The sequence below is a fragment of the Ancylobacter radicis genome (assembly GCF_018449475.1).
GTDB lineage: Bacteria > Pseudomonadota > Alphaproteobacteria > Rhizobiales > Xanthobacteraceae > Ancylobacter > Ancylobacter radicis.
Genome location: NZ_JAHCQH010000015.1, coordinates 408,745 through 428,529, shown reverse-complemented (window position 1 = coordinate 428,529; position 19,785 = coordinate 408,745). Strand labels below are relative to the sequence as shown.

14 protein-coding genes are annotated in these 19,785 nt (G+C 68.1%); 8 read left to right on the top strand and 6 right to left on the bottom strand.

The annotated features are described in order from the left end of the window. Nucleotides 1-240 precede the first annotated feature (240 nt). The 3 genes from KIP89_RS07990 to KIP89_RS07980 all read right to left on the bottom strand — a co-directional run bounded on the left by KIP89_RS07990 (nt 241) and on the right by KIP89_RS07980 (nt 4,658). The gene (locus KIP89_RS07990; RefSeq protein ID WP_213754860.1) at nt 241-1,674 is read right to left on the bottom strand and encodes a phospholipase D-like domain-containing protein; all 1,434 of its coding nucleotides are present in this window, start codon (nt 1,672-1,674) and stop codon (nt 241-243) included. 91 nt (nt 1,675-1,765) lie between these two features. Next, nucleotides 1,766-4,225: an endopeptidase La gene (lon, locus tag KIP89_RS07985; protein ID WP_213754859.1), complete on the bottom strand. Its 2,460-nt coding sequence runs from the start codon at nt 4,223-4,225 to the stop codon at nt 1,766-1,768. A 13-nt stretch (nt 4,226-4,238) separates the two neighbouring features. Beyond that, nucleotides 4,239-4,658: an Hsp20/alpha crystallin family protein gene (locus KIP89_RS07980; RefSeq protein WP_213754858.1), complete on the bottom strand. Its 420-nt coding sequence runs from the start codon at nt 4,656-4,658 to the stop codon at nt 4,239-4,241. A 443-nt stretch (nt 4,659-5,101) separates the two neighbouring features. Here KIP89_RS07980 and KIP89_RS07975 point away from each other — a divergent pair, with 443 nt between their 5' ends. From KIP89_RS07975 to glyA, 3 genes are all read left to right on the top strand, one after another. Then, nucleotides 5,102-6,133, top strand: a complete 1,032-nt coding sequence (locus KIP89_RS07975; protein ID WP_213754857.1) for a DUF2778 domain-containing protein — start codon at nt 5,102-5,104, stop codon at nt 6,131-6,133. A gap of 115 nt (nt 6,134-6,248) precedes the next feature. After that, nucleotides 6,249-7,190 carry an aminotransferase class IV gene (locus KIP89_RS07970; RefSeq protein ID WP_369807077.1) on the top strand — a complete coding sequence of 314 codons (942 nt, stop codon included), beginning with the start codon at nt 6,249-6,251 and terminating at the stop codon, nt 7,188-7,190. 34 nt (nt 7,191-7,224) lie between these two features. Next, the gene (gene glyA / locus KIP89_RS07965; RefSeq protein ID WP_213754855.1) at nt 7,225-8,484 is read left to right on the top strand and encodes a serine hydroxymethyltransferase; all 1,260 of its coding nucleotides are present in this window, start codon (nt 7,225-7,227) and stop codon (nt 8,482-8,484) included. 3 nt (nt 8,485-8,487) lie between these two features. Here the strand turns inward: glyA and KIP89_RS07960 are convergent, their stop codons facing one another. Both KIP89_RS07960 and KIP89_RS07955 read right to left on the bottom strand, forming a co-directional pair. Further along, nucleotides 8,488-10,506, bottom strand: coding sequence for a MacB family efflux pump subunit (locus tag KIP89_RS07960; RefSeq protein WP_213754854.1), 2,019 nt, complete (start codon nt 10,504-10,506; stop codon nt 8,488-8,490). A 7-nt stretch (nt 10,507-10,513) separates the two neighbouring features. Next, a complete protein-coding gene (locus KIP89_RS07955) occupies nt 10,514-11,740 on the bottom strand; it encodes an efflux RND transporter periplasmic adaptor subunit (RefSeq protein ID WP_213754853.1) in 1,227 nt (408 codons plus the stop codon). A 197-nt stretch (nt 11,741-11,937) separates the two neighbouring features. Between KIP89_RS07955 and KIP89_RS07950 the strand changes: the two genes are divergently transcribed. From KIP89_RS07950 to KIP89_RS07935, 4 genes are all read left to right on the top strand, one after another. Further along, nucleotides 11,938-12,702, top strand: coding sequence for a response regulator (locus tag KIP89_RS07950; RefSeq protein WP_250152276.1), 765 nt, complete (start codon nt 11,938-11,940; stop codon nt 12,700-12,702). Continuing rightward, a complete protein-coding gene (locus KIP89_RS07945) occupies nt 12,699-13,952 on the top strand; it encodes an ATP-binding protein (RefSeq protein ID WP_213754852.1) in 1,254 nt (417 codons plus the stop codon). The genes KIP89_RS07950 and KIP89_RS07945 overlap by 4 nt, the downstream gene beginning before the upstream one ends. A gap of 89 nt (nt 13,953-14,041) precedes the next feature. Beyond that, nucleotides 14,042-15,394 (top strand): nucleotide sugar dehydrogenase, encoded by a 1,353-nt coding sequence (locus KIP89_RS07940; protein WP_213754851.1) that lies wholly within the window; start codon nt 14,042-14,044, stop codon nt 15,392-15,394. 87 nt (nt 15,395-15,481) lie between these two features. Further along, a complete protein-coding gene (locus KIP89_RS07935; protein ID WP_213754850.1) occupies nt 15,482-15,859 on the top strand; it encodes a hypothetical protein in 378 nt (125 codons plus the stop codon). 31 nt (nt 15,860-15,890) lie between these two features. On the opposite strand, the gene KIP89_RS07930 is transcribed toward KIP89_RS07935, so the two are convergent. Beyond that, nucleotides 15,891-16,913 carry a polysaccharide lyase family 20 protein gene (locus KIP89_RS07930; protein ID WP_213754849.1) on the bottom strand — a complete coding sequence of 341 codons (1,023 nt, stop codon included), beginning with the start codon at nt 16,911-16,913 and terminating at the stop codon, nt 15,891-15,893. 103 nt (nt 16,914-17,016) lie between these two features. Between KIP89_RS07930 and KIP89_RS07925 the strand changes: the two genes are divergently transcribed. Continuing rightward, entirely contained in the window at nt 17,017-19,749 is a 2,733-nt protein-coding gene (locus tag KIP89_RS07925) for an ABC transporter transmembrane domain-containing protein (protein ID WP_213754848.1), read from the top strand. The last annotated feature ends 36 nt before the right edge of the window (nt 19,750-19,785 follow it).

The window sequence follows — 19,785 nt, the reverse complement described above, 5'->3', positions numbered from 1 at the left end:
CTTTACGGCATTGTTTCCGGTGCCTGCCCCGGCAGGCGCCGGCCAAGCTCCCGAGATGACAGGCTCGCGAAACGCTGGGCTTCTATAAGTTTCACGCTTTCGGAACGCTTTGCCGTCTCCCCCTCAAGCCAGCCCCTCGGGGCTGGTTTTTTGTTTGCGCGGCGCGATGCGTGGAATTGCGCGGGGGCTGGAGCCGGACAGGGAGCGCGCGGGAGGGGGGCAAGCCGGCCCCGCCGGCGCTTACAGATAGGGCGAGGCGAGCCAGATGGCGCGGTTGCGCAGCCGCGTGAGGAAAGGCCGGGCCTTCAGGCTCTCCAGCGTCTCGGGCGCGCCCGCGCCCATCATCGCGCCGATCCGCGCCTCCACCGCCCCGGCAATGGCGCTGTGGTAGAGTTCGAGATCAAGCTCGAAATTCAGCCTGAGGCTGCGCGGATCGAGATTGGACGAGCCGACATAGGCCCAGCTCCCATCCACCGCCATCAGCTTGGAATGGTCGAACATGCCGCCGGCGCGCCAGACCCGGCACTCGCCTTCCAGCACCTGGTCGAGCTGGGCGGTCATGGCGTAGTCGACCAGCTTCAGATTATTCGCGGCGGGGATGACGATATCCACCTCCACGCCGCGCCGCCCGGCCACCACCAGCGCGCCGATGAGCTGCTGGTCGGGCAGGAAATAGGGCGAGCAGATCCGCACCCGGCTCTGCGCCATGGCGAGCGCGCCCATGATCATGCTGTGAGCGCAGGCGATGTTGCGATCGGGGCCCGAGGGCACGAGGCGCACCGCCACCTCGCCGCGCGGCGGGCTCTCCGGCGCCTCGTCCCAGGCCGGGCCCTCCAGCACCTCGCCGGTGGTGAAGGACCAGTCCTGGCAGAACACGGTGAGTAATTGCTCGACCGCCGGACCCTCGACGCGGAAATGCGTGTCGCGGGCCGGGTCGTCGGCGCCGTAGCGGCGGGTGAACTGGGCGCGGATGTTCATGCCGCCGGTGAAGGCGAGATCGCCGTCGACGATCAGCATCTTCCGGTGGCTGCGCAGATTGGCATAGGGCAGGCGCAGGCCGATGAGATTGCCCATGAACAGCGCGTTGACCACGCCGCCCTGGCGCAGCCGGCCGACGATGGAGGGGCGCGAATAGCGCGCGCCGATGGCGTCGATCAGCACCCGCACCACGACGCCGCGGCGCTGCGCGGCGATCAGCGCCTCGGCGAATTCCGCGCCCACCGGGTCATTGTCGAAGATGTAGGTGGACATGGCGATGTGGCGCCGGGCGGTGCGGATCGCCGCCAGCATGTCCGGGTAGGCCTCGTCGCCGCTGTCGAGCAGGCGCACGGCGTTGCCGGTGGTCAGCGGGAAGGCGCTCACCCGGTCGCCGAGCCGCTTCATCGCCGAGAGGTTGGGCGACAGGGTGATGGCGATCGGCGGGCGCGCGTGATGCTGGCGCCGCTGCTGGCTGGCGCGCCGCCGCCCGGCCGCGCTCTGGCGGATCCGGTTGATGCCGGCGACCAGATAGAGGAAGGCGCCGATCACCGGCGAGAGCAGGATGACGCCGACCCAGCCGATGGCGGCGCGCACATCGTCCTTGGTCATGGCGGCATGGATCGCCGCGACAAGGCCGATCACGGTGGAGACGACGAGGAAGATGTGCGGCCAGTAGGTCGACCAGAAGCTGGACATGCGGCAACCCGGATAGGCCGGCGGCGAGACGCGCCGGCCTCTAGGCTGTAGCCGGTAACGGCGCCGCCGTCATCCGGCCCGCGGCGCCCGCTCAGCCTGCCGCGCGCAGTGGCGCGGCCTCGCCGGCCGTGGCGTCCGCCGCCGGCTCCAGCGCATTGGCGATGGCGTCGTCCACCTTCTCCAGCCAGACGAACTCCAGCCGGTCGCGGGCGTCCGTGGGGATGTCGTCATAGTCGCGCCGGTTGCGGGCCGGCAGCATGACGCGGGAGAGACCGGCACGCGCCGCCGCCACCACCTTCTCCTTGATGCCGCCGACCGGCAGGACGAGACCGCGCAGCGAGATTTCCCCGGTCATCGCCGTGTCCTTGCGCACGGTGCGGCCGGACAGCAGCGAGACCAGCGCCGTGACCATGGCGACGCCCGCGCTCGGCCCGTCCTTCGGGGTGGCGCCGGCCGGGACATGCACATGCACGTCGTTGCTGGCGAACACCGCCGGGTCGATGCCGAATTCGGCGGCCCGGCTTTTCACCAGGCTCATCGCCGCCTGCGCGCTTTCCTTCATCACGTCGCCGAGCTGGCCGGTGAGGATCAGCCCGCCGCGACCGGGAATCTTGGTCGCCTCGATGAACAGGATGTCGCCGCCGACCGATGTCCAGGCAAGGCCGGTGGCGACGCCTGGCACGGAGACGCGCAGCGCCACCTCGTCCTCGAAGACCGGCGGGCCGATCAGATCGGGCAGGGTGGCGGCGGTGATGTGCGCCTGCGTCGCCGTGCCCTCGGCGATGTCGACCGCGACATGGCGCACCACACGCCCGACCTCGCGCTCCAGGTTGCGCACGCCCGCTTCCCGCGTATAGGCGCGGATCAGGGCGGCGAGCGCGTCGTCGTCGATCTCCACCTGCTCGGGGCTGACGCCGTTCGCCTCGAGCTGCCGGCGCACGAGGTAACGCTTGGCGATCTCCAGCTTCTCGCTGTCGGTGTAGCCCGACAGGGTGATGATCTCCATGCGGTCGCGTAAGGGGCCGGGAATGGTGTCCAGCATGTTGGCGGTGGCGATGAAGACGACGCGCGAGAGGTCGAAGGGCAGGCCGAGATAATTGTCGCGGAAGGTGCCGTTCTGCTCGGGATCGAGTACTTCCAGCATGGCGGCCGAGGGGTCGCCGTGAACGCCGGAACCCATCTTATCGATCTCGTCCAGCATCATCACGCAGTCGCGCGTGCCGGCCTTGCGGATGCCCTGGATGATGTTGCCGGGCAGCGCGCCGACATAGGTGCGCCGGTGGCCGCGGATCTCCGCCTCGTCATGCACGCCGCCAAGCGAGACGCGCACGAATTTGCGGCCCATGGCGCGGGCGATGGACTGGCCGAGCGAGGTCTTGCCGACGCCGGGCGGGCCGGCGAAGCACAGGATCGGCGCCTTGCCGTTGGGCGCGAGCTTGCGCACGGCGAGATATTCGACGATGCGGCGCTTGATCTTGTCGAGGCCGAAATGGTCGGCGTCGAGCACCTTGCGGGCTTCCGCGATGTCGATCGGCGCCGTCTCCGGCAGCTTCCACGGCAGGGCGATCAGCCAGTCGAGATAGGTGCGGATCATGCCGTGCTCGGCCCCGGCATCCGGCATGCGGCGCAGCCGGCCCAGTTCCTTGCGGGCCATCTGCTCGACATCGGCCGGCATGCCGGCTTCCGCGATCGCCGCTTCCAGATCGGCGATCTCCTGCGAATTGCCGTCATCCTCGCCGAGCTGCTTCTGGATCGCCGCCATCTGCTCGCGCAGCAGCACCTCGCGCTGGCGCTCGTCCAGCGAGGCGCGGGTCTGCTTGCCGATCTCCTGCGACAGCCTGAGCACCTCGATACGGTGCGCCAGCAGGCGCGAGACCTTGTTCATGCGCGAGACGATGTCGACCGTCTCCAGCAGTTCCTGCTTCTCGTCCGGCGAGATGTCGAGATAGGCGGCCACGAGGTCGGCAAGACCGGCCGGGGAATTGGCGCCGCGCACGGCGGCCATCAGTTCCGGCGGCACCTGCGGCAGCAGTTCCAGCGCCTCGGCGGCCTGGCTCTGGAGATGGACGAAGCGCGCCTCGATCTCCGAGGTGGGCTCCACCGCCTCGTCGATGCGGGTGACGCGGGCGGTGATGAAGGGCTTCTCGCGGGCGAACTCGTCGACGCGGAAACGCTGCTCGCCCTGGCAGACGAGGTGATGCGTGCCGTCCGGCGCCGTCACATAGCGCAGTATGTTGGCGACCACGCCCATGCGGTGCAGGTCGGTCGGGCCGGGCTCGTCGGTCGCGGCGTCGCGCTGCATGAGAATGCCGACCGGCCGGCCCTCGCGCGCGGCCTGCTGGGCGGCGGCGATGGAGGAGGGGCGGGCAATGGCGACCGGCATCACCACGCCGGGAAACAGCACGACGCTGCGCACCGGCAGGATGATGAGCTGGTCGGCCGGCACGCTGAGGCCGGCGCCGCCATTATTCGCCGGGGGGATGTCACCCGCCGTGCCGCCGGCATCGGCCATGCGGAGCGGGGCGAAACGATCAAAATCGGGATGTGTCATGTCGTGTTCCCCCTCAAACCTTGCGCAGCACGATGGCGAGGCAGCCATTGACCACGCGCGGGCGGGCCACCTCGTAGCGGCCGGCCGGCAGGGCCAGATGGCGCTCGAAGCGGCCCTGCGGCAGCTCCATGCGGTGAATGGTGGCGCGGTGGAATTCGGCGGGAAGGATGCGCTCGCCGGCAATGGTGAGCACGCCGTTCTGGATGGTCGCGGTCATGCGCTCGGGATCGACGCCGGGCAGCGCCGCCAGCACGATCAGTTCGCGCTCGGTCTCCAGCACATCGACCGGTGGCTCCCAGCAGGGCACGCGCTGGCGCGCCGGGGCTTCCGCCAGCCGGGCCGGCTGGAACATCTCGCGGTGCATCCGCTCGGCGCGATTGAGCATCTCGATCGCGTCCGACCACATCCAGGCGCGGGGGTCAGATTTCGTCATGAGGTTCTCCTGGGCATGCCCTTGGGGCCTGCCTTGCGCTGATATGGGATCGGATCGCGCCGCCGCCAGAGAAAGGCACGGCGGCTGTGGCGATGGCGCCGGCGATGGGGCGTATCGGCAATTCCGCCTTCCCGGCGGCGTGCCGCGCCAGTTGTGGCGGGCGCAGGGCCGGACGGTGAGAGCTTTGCGGCGGTGAGCCGCCAAGCTGCGCGTGTCGCGCATGGCAGCCAACTTCGGCCGGCGGTAGTCGGCGCGGCATTGCCGCTGGGGCATTAATGAAATATTACCCAAACAGTTCTAGCCTTGGCGTGATCAGCTTCCCGCAAGGTCGATGACCGACACGGGCGGGGGCTGTTCGCGACCGTGGATGACCTGTACAGTCCAGGCGTGACCTGGGCCGGGCCTGCTCGTCGCCTGTATCGCCATGTGAGTAGAGACGCCTGATGCGGCTTGTCGGAACCTTCATCCTCGGCTCTGCCAGTTTCATCGCGGTGGCGGTGGCGGCGGCCTGGGTGTCCAACGTGTTCGTGCCGACTCAGGCCGATGCTGCGCGCGTCGAGCCCGAGCTGCGGATGCAGCCGGCCGCGCCCGCCCCCTTCGCCGTCGCGGTCGAGGATGTGCCGGTGGTGGCGCCGGTTCACACGGTGACCGACATCAGCAATTTCTATTCGTCCGGCCAGATCCCGCAATCCGAAGGCTGGCTGTTCCGGCCCGCCATCATGCCGGTGCGTCCGTCCCTGCTCGCCGTGGCCCCGGTGCCCGCGCCGGAGGACGAGCCGACGGTCGAGACCGTCGTCACCGTGCCGCTGCCGCCGGCCAACCCGCTATTTTCCGGCCGCATGACGCCGGGCGACGAGCCCGAACAAAGCTTCAGCCTCGCGCCGCTGCCGCCGAAGAAGCCCGGCCCGCCGGCGCAGGTCGCCATGCTGCCGCCCTCGATGCCCGAGGACGAGGCGCCCGAATCGGCGCCTGAGGCCGCGCCTGAGACGCCGGCCGACACCCAGCCGCAGGTCCGGGACGAGCTGCGCTACCCCTCGGCCGAGGACCGCTTCGCCATTTACGACATCCGCGCCAAGAAGCTCTATCTGCCGAACGGCAAGAAGCTGGAGGCGCATTCGGGCTATGGCGACAAGTTCGACGATGCGCGCTACGTGCATGTGAAGATGTACGGCCCGACCCCGCCCAACCGCTACAAGCTGCGCATGCGCGAGGCGCTGTTCCACGGCACCGAGGCGGTGCGCATGACCCCGGTCGGCGATGGCAAGATGTATGGCCGCAACGGCTTCCTGCTGCATCCCTATCTGCTCGGCCCGCGCGGCGATTCCAATGGCTGCATCTCGCTGGCCGATTACGACGCCTTCCTCGCCGCCTTCAAGAAGGGCGAGGTGAGTGAGGTGATCGTGGTCGAGTCGATGCCGAAGTCGGCCGAGCCGGCGAGCCCGCTGATCTCCTGGCTGACCGGCAAGCGAAGCTGATCGGGCGGGAGCCGCGCCCGCCCGTCTTTGGTCGAACCCCGAATCCTGAAGCCGGCTCTTGAAACCGCCCCCCTGCTGCTGCCATGCTTGTGCAGTGCAGCAAGGAGGCCGAGCCGTGAGCGAACCCGATTTCAGCGAAGGCGCCGCCTATGTGCGCGGCCGCTTCGTTCCCCTTGCCGAGGCGGCGGTGCCGCTCACCGACTGGGGTTTCAGCCGCTCCGACGTGGTCTATGACGTGGTGCACGTCTATCGCGGCGGCTTCTTCCGCCTCGCCGACCATCTCGACCGTTTCCACCGTGCCATGGCCGCGCGCCAGCTCGCCCCGGCGGAGAGCCGGGAGCAGATGGAGGCGGTGCTGCACCGCTGCGTCGCGCTGACCGGGCTCGACGACGCCTATGTGTCGATGATGACGCTGCGCGGGCGCCCGCGGGTGCGCGGCTCGCGCCGCCCGGCCGATTGCGACAATCATTTCATGGCCTATGCCGCGCCGTGGATCGACGTGATCCCGCCCGAGGTGCAGGCGCGCGGCGCGCATCTGATGATCGCCTCCAATCCGCGCATCCCCGATGCCAGCGTCGATCCCACGGTGAAGAACTTCCAGTGGGCCGACCTCACCACCAGCGTGCTGGAGGCGCACACGAATCATTACGACACCTCGGTGCTGTGCGACGCCGAGGGTTTCGTCACCGAGGGGCCGGGCTTCAACGTGTTCATCGTCCAGGACGGACGGATCGTGACGCCGGATCGCGGCAGCCTGCAGGGCATCACCCGCCGCTCGGTGCTGGAGATCTGCGCCGAGCTCGGCATCGAGGCGGCGATCGCTCCCGTCACCCGCGAGATGCTGGAGAACGCCGACGAGGTGTTCGCCGCCACCACCGCTGGCGGCGTGATGCCGGTCGCGCGGGTCGGCACGGCGTCCGGCGTGCGCATTCTCGGCAATGACCGGCCGGGGCCGATCTCCGCCCTGCTGCGCGAGGAATACTGGAAGCGCCACGAGGCCGGCTGGCACATGACGCCCGTGCGGCGTGAACTCGCCGAGCTGCCGGTACCGGTGTAGGAAGGTCGCGGGTCCCGCCGCACAAGGTCGCCTCATGTCCACGCTCCACGCCGGCTATTTCACCGACGGCCTCGACGCCGACCCGGAACTCGCGCGCGCCTTGCGCGGCGAACTCACGCGCCAGCAGGAGGGGATCGAGCTGATCGCCTCCGAGAACATCGTCTCCCGCCTGGTGCTGGAGGCGCAGGGCTCGGTGCTGACCAACAAGACGGTCGAGGGCCTGCCCTACGCGCGCTATTATGGCGGGGCCGAATATGCCGACGCCATCGAGGCGCTGGCGGTGGAGCGGGCCACGCGCCTGTTCGGCTGTCGCTTCGCCAATGTGCAGCCGCATTCCGGCTCCAACGCCAATGCCGGCGTGTTCCTCGGCCTGCTCAAGCTCGGCGACACCATCCTGTCGATGGACACGGCGGCGGGCGGGCATATCAGCCATGGCCATCCGGCGACGCTGACCGGGCGCGACTACACCATCGTGCGCTATGGGGTGAGCCGGGAGACCGAGCGCATCGAGCTCGACGCGCTGCGCCAGCTCGCGCTGGACCATCGGCCGAAGATGATCGTCGCCGGCGGCTCGGCCTATCCCTTCGCGCTGGATTTCAAGGGCATGCGCGCCATTGCCGACGAGGTGGGCGCGCTGTTCATGGTCGACATGGCGCATTTCGCCGGGCTGGTGGCGACGGGTCTCTATCCCGACCCGGTGCCGCACGCCCATGTGGTGACCTCGACCACCTACAAATCGCTGCGCGGCGCGCGCGGCGGGCTGGTGCTGTGGAACGATCCCGCGCTCAGCGACCGGATCAATTACGGCATCTTCCCGGGCGTTCAGGGCTCGGTGATGATGCATGCGGTGGCCGGCAAGGCGGCCTGTTTCGGCGAGGCGCTGCGGCCGGAATTCGCCGCCTATAACCGGGCGGTGCTGGACAATGCGCGGACGCTTGCCGCGCATCTGGCCGAGGCCGGGCTGCGCATCGTCGGCGGCGGCACCGATTGCGGGTTGATGCTGGTGGACCTGTCGCCGCTCGGCGTCACCGGCGATGTCGCGGCCAAGGCGCTGGAAAAGGCCGGGCTGGCGGTCAACAAGAACCTCATTCCCTTCGATGCCCGCCCGCCCGAGGCGCCCTCGGGGCTGCGGCTCTCCGCCAATGCCGGCACCGCGCGCGGCTTCGGCCCGGATGAGTTCGCCACCATCGCCGGCTGGATCGCGGCAATCTGCCGCGCGCCGCAGCACGGGGCTCTGCTGGCGCGCCTGCAGGACGAGGTGCGCGCGCTGTGCGCCCGCTTCCCGATCTATTGAGGTTTAATCCCGCGCCAGCGCCACCACCGGATCGAGCTTGGAGGCGCTGCGCGCCGGCAGGAAGCCGAAGACGATGCCGATCAGGCTCGAACAGGCCACCGCGGCGATGATCGAGGTGGATGAATAGATCAGGCTGAACATCGAGCCGGCGACCAGGTTGAAGGCGAAGCCGAAGCCGAGCGCCAGCGCGATGCCGAGCATGCCCCCGAGCAGGCACACCATCACCGCCTCGGTGAGGAACTGCTGCAGAATGTTGTTCTGCCGCGCGCCGACCGCCATGCGCACGCCGATCTCGCCGACCCGCTCGGAGACCGAGACCAGCATGATGTTCATCACGCCGATGCCGCCGACCACGAGCGAGATGACGGCGATGGCGGCGATCAGCAGGGTCAGCGCCTGCGTGGTGCTGGTGATGGTCCGGCGGATGTCGTCGGTGTTGATGATGAAGAAGTCCTTGGTGCCGTGGCGCTGGGTGAGGAAGGCCGTCACCGCCTGCTCGGCATAGGCGCTCTCCACCTCGTCATGCACCTTGAGCGTGATCGAGCGTAGCGAGGTGCTGCCGAGAAAGCGCGTCTGCACCGTCGTATAGGGCAGATAGAGCGACAGGTTCTGGCTCGAGCCGAAGCCGCCCTGCTGGGTCTGCGTCACTCCGATGACGCGGGCGGGCACGCTGCCGATGAAGATCACTTGGCCGAGCGCCGACAGGCCGACCTCGTCGAACAGGGCCTTGCGGGTGTTCTCGTCGACCACCACCTCGAGCGCCCGGTTTGCCACGTCCGTCGCGTCGAAGAAGCGGCCGGAGGCGAGCTTGGTGCCCTTGGCGGCGAAATATTGCTCGCTCACCCCGTTCACCAGCGCGCTCGCCTCCTTGGCGCCGAAGCGGACGGTGCTGGAGGTGGAGACCGTGGGCGTGGCGGCCGCGACATAGGGCTGGCGGGCGAGTTCGCGCGCATCCGCCACCACCAGCGTGGTGATCTTGCCCGAGCGGGTGTCGCCGAAATCCTTGCCGGCGAAAATCTCGATCGTGTTGGTGCCGAGCCCGGAAATATTGGACAGCACCTTCTGCCTTGAGCCTTCGCCCAGCGCCACCACGCACACCACCGAGGCGATGCCGATGACGATGCCGAGCATGGTCAGGCCGGTGCGCAGGCGATGCGCGTTCATCGAGCGCAGCGCCATGCGGAACGCCTCGCCGAACTGGTCCAGCCCGCTGTGCCAGGAGGAGGGCGCGGCGCGGGCGATCCGTGCCGGTGCGGGCTGCGGGGCGGAATCCGGCGGGTGATCGGCCGGCGCGGCGGCGGCGGGCGCTGGGGCGGCTTGCTCGGGCGTGGCTTGCTCGGTCCGCCGGTCGGCCACGACCAGCCCGTCGCTCAGCTCGATGATCCGCCCGGCGCGGGCGGCGACATTCATGTCATGGGTGACGATGATGACGGTGCGGCCTTCGGCGTTCAGCTCGCCGAGGATCTTCAGCACCTCCTCGCCGCTCTGCCGGTCCAGCGCGCCGGTCGGCTCGTCGGCGAGGATCACCTCCGCCCCGTTCATCAGGGCGCGGGCGATCGAGACGCGCTGCTGCTGGCCGCCGGAGAGCTGGCCGGGACGGTGCCGCAGCCGATCGCCCATGCCGAGCCGGCCGAGCAGGGCGGCCGCGCGCGCCTGCCGGTCCCGCGCGCTCCAGCCGGCATAGATGGCCGGCATCTCGACATTGCCCAGCGCGGTCAGCTCGGAGAGCAGATGGTAACGCTGGAAGATGAAGCCGAAATGCTCGCGCCGCAGCGCCGCCAGCTCGTCCGCGTCCAGCTCGGAGGTCTCCTTGCCGGCGACGCGGTAGTGGCCCGCGCTCGGCCGGTCGAGGCAGCCGAGAATGTTCATCAGGGTCGATTTGCCGGAGCCGGAGGCGCCGACGATCGCCACCATCTCGCCCGCCTCGATGGTCAGGTCGATGTCCTTGAGCACGGTGAGCGTGCCCTCGCCGGCCTGGAAATCGCGGCGCAGGCCTTCGAGGACGATCAGGGGTTCGGCCATGGCGCCCTCACATGCCCATCGGCGGCGGGCCGCCCATGCCGCCGCTTACGGCGCCGGCGGTGCTGGTGGTATCGCCGGTCACCACGCGCTCGCCTTCCGACAGGCCGGCGCGGACTTCCGCGATGGTCTTGTCGTTGAGGCCGATCTCCACCTGCCGGGTCTCGACCTGCCCGTCGGGCGTGACCACGCGCACGCTGGTCCGCCCCTCGGCATCGCGGGCGCCGAGCGCCATGGAGGGGATGGTGAGCACGCCCTTCGCGGCGCCGGTGACGATGTGCACCTCCGCCGTCATATAGGTGCGCAGCTTGCCGTCCTGGTTCGGCACTTCGAGGATGCCGTTGTAGTAGATCGCTGAGGACGAGGTGGAGGAACTCGACGACGAACTGCTGCTGCTGCTGGTCGAGGTGCTGAAGCTGTCGTCGCTCTTGATCGATTCCGGGGCCGGCTCGATGGACATCAGCGCCGCCTCGTAGCGCCGGTCGCGGTCGCCGAGAATGGTGAACCAGGCCGGCTGGCCCGCTTGCGCGCGCACCACATCGGCCTCGGAAATCTCCGCCCGCACCAGCATGGTGTCGAGCTGGCCGAGCACGACGATGGTCGGGGCGGACTGGCTGGCATTCACCGTCTGGCCCTGCTGGCTGACGATGGCGAGCACGGTGCCGTCGCTGGGCGCGGTGATGCGGGTGTAGCCGAGATTGGCCTGCGCGGTCTCGACCGCGACCTGGGCCTCGATGATCTGGGCCTTCAGCGCGTCGATCTGCGCCATCGTCGCCTTCACATCGGCATCGGCGGCCTCGAAATCGGCCTGCGAGACGATTTTCTGCGTCACCATGGACCGCTGGCGCGCCAGGATCGCCTGATCGCGGTAGAGCAGCGCCTCCTTCTCGGCGAGCTGGGCGCGCACATTGGCGAGCGAGGCCTCGGCGGTGCGCAGCGAATTGAGCTGGGTGACGGAATCGATCTCGGCCAGCAGGTCGCCGGCCTTCACCGTGTCGCCGAGCTTGACCAGCACGCGGGTGATGCGGCCGGAGGCCTGCGAACCGACGGCGACCAGGTTGACCGGTTTCAGCGTGCCGCTGGCGAGCACGGCCTCCTCGATGTCGCCGCGCGTTACCGTGGCGGTGAGCAGCGTCGCCGTCGGATCCTGCGCCGTATAGCGCGCCACGCCGACACCCGCCGCGGCGAGCGCCGCGACGGCGAGGATGACGAGAATGATCTTCCTGATGCGCGACATAATTCTTCCGTCAGTGCGGCCGAAGCCCTCGGGTTGCCGCAACATGTAGGGAGAAAGTGTTGCTCGCGTAGTTCCGGACGTGGCTGGTGGTCGTCCGAAGGGGCCATATTATGGCTGAATATTGCTAGCCCGGCCTTGGCAATGCTGGGTTGCGAAATTCTTCGGCAACCCGCGACACGTCCGGCTAAAGGGGGACCATGACGGACATGATCAAAGCCGAGGCCGAGACCGGCCCCCATATCCTCGTCGTCGATGACGATCAGGAGATCCGCAAGCTGCTCGGGCGCTACCTGACCGGCCAGTCCTTCCGCGTCACCCTGGCGGAGACCGGACGCGAGGCGGAGCGCCAGCTCGCCAATGGCCGGTTCGACCTGATCGTGCTCGACCTCATGCTGCCCGATACTTCCGGCCTCGAACTGTGCCGCAGCTTCCGCGCCCAGTCGCATATCCCGATCATTCTTCTGACCGCGCTGAAGGAGGATGTCGACCGCATCATCGGGCTGGAGATCGGGGCCGACGACTATCTCGGCAAGCCGTTCAACCCGCGCGAGCTGGTGGCGCGCATCCGCGCGGTGCTGCGCCGCACCCATCTGCGCGACGAGCCGGCCAGCGAGGCCCGGCCGGGGCGGCTGCGCTTCGCCGGCTTCACCGCCGACCCGACGCTGCGCCGGGTGTGGGATGCGCAGGGCGAGGAACTGATCTTCACCGGCGCGGAATTCGACCTGCTGCTCGCCTTCATCGAGCGTCCGGGCCGGATGCTCTCGCGCGAGCAACTGCTCGACATCACCCAGGGGCGCGGCTCCAGCGGCTTCGACCGCTCGATCGACGTGCTGATCAGCCGGCTGCGCCGCAAGCTGGGCGATGCCGGCAATTTCCAGATCATCAAGACCCTGCGCAATGGCGGCTACCAGCTCGCCGCGCGGGTGGAGGCGGCGCCGGGCTCGGACGTCGAGGCGCCATGAACACGATCCGTACCCGGCTGATCGCGCTGCTGGTCGGGGCGGTGCTGACCGTCGTGGCGCTGGCCACCGCGCTCTCGCTGGCGCTGCTGCCGCCGCCGCCGATCCGCGAATTCGACGATGCCGTGGCCGGGCAGATCGCGCTGATGATCGACCTCGCCATGCGCTCTCCCGCGGCGATGCCGGACCTCGGCAATGCCCGCATCGCGCTGGCGCCGGTCGAGGGGGAACCGATCCCCGGCCCGACGGAGGGCATCGGCGGGGCGCTGGCGCGGCGCGGCGTCGTCACCAGCCTGCGCGTCGCCAATGTGCACGGGGAACCCTGGCCGGTCGTCTCGGCCAAGCTGGCGGATGGCCGCTGGCTGGTCATGTCCATGCCGATGCCGCCGATCCAAGGCAATGAATGGGTGTTCGTGGGCTGGATACTCATCATCACGCTCGGCACCACGCTGGTCATCGTCGCGGCCGTGCGCCGCCTGACCCAGCCGCTCGCCCTGCTGGAGAGCGCCGCCGCCGCCATCGGCCCGGATGGCGAGCTGGCGCCGCTGGAGGAGAAAGGCCCGACCGAGGTCCGGGCCGCCGCGCAGGCGATCAACCGTCTTTCGGCACGGCTCAAGGAAGCGATGGAGAGCCGGATGCGCCTCGTCGCGGCGGCCGGTCACGACCTGCGCACGCCGATGACCCGGATGCGGCTGCGCGCCGAATTCCTGGCCGACGAGGAGCGGGCCGCCTGGGTGGCCGATCTCGACGAGCTGGACCGGATCGCCGACAGCGCGATCCGTCTGGTGCGCGAGGAAGTGGCCGGCGGTGGGGGCGAGCCGGTGCGGCTCGACGCGCTGGTGGCCGAGGTCGCCACCGAACTGGGCGTGCTCGGCGTGCAGGTGCAGTGCGGCGTGCTGGCGCCGGCGACCATCATGGGCCGTCCGCTCGCGCTGCGGCGCGCCTTGCGCAACCTGATCATCAATGCCGCCACCCATGGTCGGGGCGCCACGCTGCGCCTGCATGCCGACCAGACGCGCGCCATCATCGAGATCGAGGACCGGGGTCCGGGCATTCCCGAGGCGCTGCTGCCGCGCGTGTTCGAGCCGTTCTTCCGCATCGATCCCGCGCGCACCGCGCCGACCCCCGGCGCCGGCCTCGGCCTCGCCATCGCCCATGAGATCATCATGCGCCACGGCGGCACGCTGACCCTGCGCAATATCCGGCCGGGGCTGCTCCAGACGGCGGTGTTTCCCCTGAGCGTCGAGTCGTGATCGGCCTGATGGCCGCGCAGATTGTGCGGCGCGCGCGGGGCGGCTAGAGGTTCAACGGTCCCGTCCGTAGCGCCGAAAGAGCCTGCCGCATGCACGAGAACAGCCCGGCCACCGATGCCGCCGCGCAGCTTGGCGCGCGGATCGAGGAAAAAAGCGCCGTCATCGGCATCATCGGTCTCGGCTATGTCGGGCTGCCGCTGGCTCTGGTGGCGGTGGAGGCTGGCTTCCCGGTCATCGGCCTCGACATCAACCCGCGCCGCGTGGCGGAGATCGCGGCCGGCCGGCAGGTCATCAAATACATTCCCGCCGAGCGGATGGAGGGCGCGCTGGCCACCGGCCGCTTCAGCGCGACCACCGACTTCGCCCGCCTCGCCGACTGCGACGCCATCATCATCTGCGTGCCGACGCCGCTGACCCGCCAGCGCGAACCGGACCTCTCCTATGTCGCCGACACGGCCCGCACCATTGCCCGCACGCTGAAGGCCGGGCAGCTCATCGTGCTGGAATCCACGACATGGCCGGGCACCACGGTGGAAGTGGTGAAGCCGATTCTGGAAGCGGGCGGGCTGGTCTCGGGCCGCGACATCTTCCTCGCCTTCTCGCCGGAGCGCGAGGACCCCGGCAATGCCAGCTTCTCGACCGCCACCATTCCCAAGGTGGTCGGCGGAGACGGCGCGGCGGCCGGTCGGCTGGCCGAAGCACTGTACCGCCCGCTGGTCAGCAAGGTGGTGCCGGTGTCCTCGACCCAGGTCGCCGAGGCCGCCAAACTCACGGAGAACATCTTCCGCTCGGTCAATATCGCCCTCGTGAACGAGCTGAAGACCGTTTACGCGGCGATGGGCATCGACATCTGGGAGGTGATGGAGGCGGCGGCGACCAAGCCGTTCGGCTTCATGCCGTTCTACCCCGGTCCCGGGCTGGGCGGGCACTGCATCCCGATCGATCCGTTCTATCTCACCTGGAAGGCGCGCGAATTCGACATCGAGACGCGCTTCATCGAACTGGCCGGCCAGATCAACACCCGCATGCCCTACATCGTCATCGACCGTCTGGCCGAGGCGCTGGACCGGCATGCCGGTCGCGGCCTCGCCGGGGCGCGCATCCTCGTGCTGGGCGCGGCCTACAAGAAGAATGTCGACGATGTGCGCGAGAGCCCGGCGCTGAAGCTGATGGAGCTGATCGACGAGCGCGGCGGGCTGTGCGAATTCCACGACCCCTTCGTCGCCGCCCTGCCGCCGACCCGCCGCCACGCGCAGCTCAACGGCAAGGCCTCGCAGGAACTCACCGCCGAGCTGGTCGCCGGCGTCGATGCGGTGCTGGTCGCCACCGATCATGACGAGGTGGACTATGCGCTGGTGGCCACGCATGCGCGGGTGGTGGTGGACACGCGCAACGTTTTCGCCCGGCACGGCCTCGCCCCGGCGGCGCTGGTTAAGGCGTGATAGATTTAGCTTGCCTAGGGATATTTTAGTTTCATTGTCGATGGTATAATTTGGGAATGATTTTAAATTTCAATTGTTGAGGTTCGAATGTCCAAATTTAAAATATCTAAAGATGCGACGTTGGAAACGGTGTTAGGTACTCTGAATAAACCCGAGAATTATATTGTCGGAATTTTTCATCATATGCACGAGTGCAAGCGACTTCATGGCTCATCAATAGTTCGTATCGGTGTGATGGGTGAAGGGAAAGCCCCAAATTATCGTATTGAGTATGATGACGAGCAGGATTATTGTCCAAATACAGTATACGGGGCGCTTGACGGAAAGAGTCACAAAATTCTTGTCGAAGAAGATGTTCTTGTGGACTTTAATTGGAGTATTTCTTTGATGTCTTATTCTGAGGTGCAGGCCCTCCTAGGAAGGATACGCAATTTCACAAAAACATCGTCGGACAGTACCAAATAGGCTGCCCGGTGGGAAACACAGCGCAGTCCTTTCAAGGAATAAGCGCGGTGCTCGTCGTCACCTTGGCGCAGGTCTCGGCCGGAGCCACATCGGTGCAGGCCGGGCCGCGGCGGAAATCGTCGTAATAGAGCCGCCAGATATTGTCCCGCCCGGCGCGGTAGGGGCCGAACTTGAAATAGAGATGGTCGCCGAGGCCCGGCCCTTCATGGCCGATCTTGCCCTCGACTGTGGCGATCCACTGCCCGTTGGTGATGATCTCGATCCGCCCGTCGCCCGTGGGGCCGGGCTTCACCAGAAAGACGAAATCCACCCAGCCGGATGAGAGCGCGGGCAGGGTGCCGCCGCGCGGCGTCACGATGAGGTCGGGCGTGCAGCCGGGAAAGCCGGCGTCCGCCGCATCGCGCCCACCCGGCTCGACGGCGACCAGCGCGCGGAACTGGTTGTACTCGTCCGGCAGGGCGGCGGCGGCCTCGCCCGGCCGGCAGCCGGTGGCGCGCTCTCCCGTGCCGGTCTCGGCAAAGGCGCCGGTGTCGGTGTCGATGGTGACGGCGAGCTTGCCTTCCATGAGGCGCAGCGCCAGCAGCGGGCTGTAATCGCCCATCGCGCCGGGGTCGATCTCGCGCTTCCACTGCGCCATCACATAGCGGTGGCGCTCGGCCGGGATCGGCTCGGCCATCTTCATGGAGAAGGCGTACCAGACCGGGTCGCCATAGCGCACGAGGATGTCGGGCTTCTCCCACACCTCGGCCCGCTCGCTGCACAGCTCGTTGTCGGCCGGGCATTGCGGGCGCACCGACAGATCGAGCGCGCCCTTGCCGGAACGCACGACGTCGCTTTGGAAGGCGTGGCTGCCGGCGCCCTGCTCGTGATTGTTCTTGTAATAGAGGCCGCCGCCGGGGGCGAAGTCGGTCCCCTCGAAGCCGTCCTCCAGCACGAGGTTCTGCCCGTCCGCATCGCTGGCATGGCCGGGAGAGGAAAAAGATGCCAGGACCAGCAGGGCCGTGCCGGCCGCGGTTCGAACCAATGGAAAGCCGAGCGTGCGCAGGGACTTCATGCTAGCCTGTCATCATTCTGTGATCGCCGATGCGCGTGAGAGGCGGCGCACCTATTTATGACGGTCAAAATCTTAGGCTTTCCACACGAAGGGCGTAAAGGCCTTGGCCGCTAACTTCTTTCGGTATGTCTGGCGGCACAGCCGGCGCGAGCAGCTCATCGTGCTGTGTTTCGTGCTGTTTTCGCTGCCGTTTTACTGGTGGTCGCTCGATGTGCCCAAGCGCATCGTCAACGAGGCGATCCAGGGCGATGTCTTCGCCCATGGCGAGACCACTGCCCGCCTGTTCGACATCACTTTGTCCCTGCCCGATTTCCTCGGCGGCTGGAGCTGGCATGTCACCGATGGGCTGATGCTAGCCCAGGTGCCCTATCTGTTCGCGCTGAGCATGGTTTTCCTCGTGCTCACGCTGATCAATGGCTGGTTCAAATACGTCATCAACATCCGCAAGGGCGTGCTCGGCGAGCGGATGCTGCGGCGCCTGCGCTTCGAGCTGTTCGCGCTCGCCATGCGCTTTCGCCCGGAGGATGTGCGCACCACCAAATCGGCCGAAGTCACCTCGATGATCAAGGACGAGGTGGAGCCGATCGGCGGCTTCTTCGGCGAGGCCTTCATCACCCCGGCCTTCCTCGGCACCCAGGCGCTGACCGCCATGGCCTTCATCCTGGTGCAGAATCTGTGGCTGGGAACGCTGGCGCTGGCGCTGATCCTGGTGCAGGGCATCGTCATCCCGCATCTGCGCCGCGAGCAGATCCGGCTCGGGCGGATGCGGCAGATCGAATCGCGCGTGCTGGCCGGGCGCATCGGCGAGATGATGGAGGCGGTTCCGGCGCTGCATGTGTTCGGCGTCACCGGCTTTACCGCCTCGGAGATCGGCAAGCGGCTCGGCACGCTGTTCGACATCCGGCTGCGGCTCTACCGGCGCAAATTCGCGGTCAAATATCTCAACAACCTGCTGGCCCAGCTCACCCCCTTCGTCTTCTACACGCTGGGCGGCTATCTCGCCTTGCAGGGCCGGCTCGACATCGGCCAGCTGGTGGCCGTGATCGCCGCCTATCGCGACCTGCCGACCCCGATCAAGGAACTGATCGACTGGGACCAGCAGCGGGCCGACGTGACGGTGAAATACGAGCAGGTGGTCGGTGCCTTCTCCAAGGAATTCATGATGCCGGAGGAGCCGGCCGAGCCGCCGGCGCCGATCCCTTCGGAGACACCGATCACCCTGGTCGGGCTGCGCGTGGTGAACGGGCGCGGCATGGTACAGGTCGACCGCATGTCCGCCGCCATCGCCCGCCCGGCGCGGGTGGCGCTGGTCGGCTCGACCGGGAGCGCGCGCGACGTGCTGCCCAAGGTGCTCGGCCGCCAGATCACCGATTATCAGGGCAGCGTCACCATCGGCAGCCACGAGATCGGCACGATGACCGACGCGCAGGCGAGCGCGGTGATGCTCTATGTCTCCGGCGAGCCCTACATCATGTCCGGCACGATCCGCGACAATCTCTGCCTGGCGCTGCGCCGGGCGGCGCCGCCCGAGGAGGAGCCGAAGGACGTCTGGGCCCGCTACTGGCGCGACGAGGCGCGGATGACGGACAATCCCACCGTCTCCCCGGATGCCGACTGGATCGATTATCGCGGCTTCGGCATCGAGGGGCCGCAGGCGCTCAACGGCGCGATCATTGAGGCGCTGCGCGTCGTGCGGGGCTATGAGGACATCTTCCGGGTGGGCATGAGCAGCCGTCTGGGCGACGAACTCGACGAGGGCGTGGCGACCCGGATGCTGCAAGCCCGCACGGCGATCCATGCCCGCTTCAACGAGCGCGGCATGGGCAGCTATGTCGAGACCTTCACCCCGAACCAGTTCAACACCAGCGCCTCGATCGGCGAGAATCTGCTGTTCGGAGTCTCGATCGGCAAGCGTTTCGCGCCGGAAAACCTCGCCAATGACCCGTTCGTGCGCTCGATCATCGCCGCCGAGGCGCTGGTCGGCCCGCTCACCGGCATCGGCCTGAAGATGGTGGAGACGGTGGCGGAAGCCTTTCAGGGCCTCGCCGCCGACAACCCGCTGCGCGAACGCTATTCCTTCATCGACGAGGCGGAGCTGGGCGATCTGTGGCCGCAGGTGCAGGTCGCCTGGCAGCGCGGCCAGCGGCGCCAGTTCTCGGCGGAGCTGCGCGACAAGCTGGTCGGCTACGCGCTGATGTATGTCGAGCCGCAGCACCGGCTCAATCTGATCGACGACCAGCTGGTCGCGCGCGTGCTGCGGGCGCGGGCCAGCTTCCGCGAATTCCTGCCGGCGGCGGATGCGGGGGAGATCGAGTTCTACGATCCCGGCCGGCTGATGCCCGCCGCCTCGATCCGCGACAACCTGCTGTTCGGCCGCGTGCGCTACGGCAAGGCGCATATGCGCGACAAGATCGTCGTCGCGGCGGCGGAGATGCTGGGCGAACTCGATCTGGAGGCCTTCGTGGTCTCGCGCGGCCTCGACCAGGAGGCCGGGCCCGGCGGCCGGCTGCTCTCGCCGCAGCAGCGCGTCACCGTCCAGCTGGGGCGCGCCATGCTGCGCCGGCCGGACATTCTCATTCTCGATGGCGCCCTCTCTAGCTTCGGAGCGGCAGAGGCGCATATGATCATGAGTAATATTTTCGAGGCGATGTCCGGGAAAACCGTCATTGCCGCGCAGTCGAACGATGATGATCTAAGTGCGTTCGATCTGGTGATGACGTTCGAAGGGGCGAAACTCACCGGAATCGAGCGCAGGGGCGCCGCCGAGGCGACGGCGCCCGAACAGAGCGTGGAGACGCCCGTCCCGGCGCCGTCACCTCAGGAGGCCGTGAAATGACCATCGAAGATGAAGTCCGGTCGCTCCAGAAGTTCC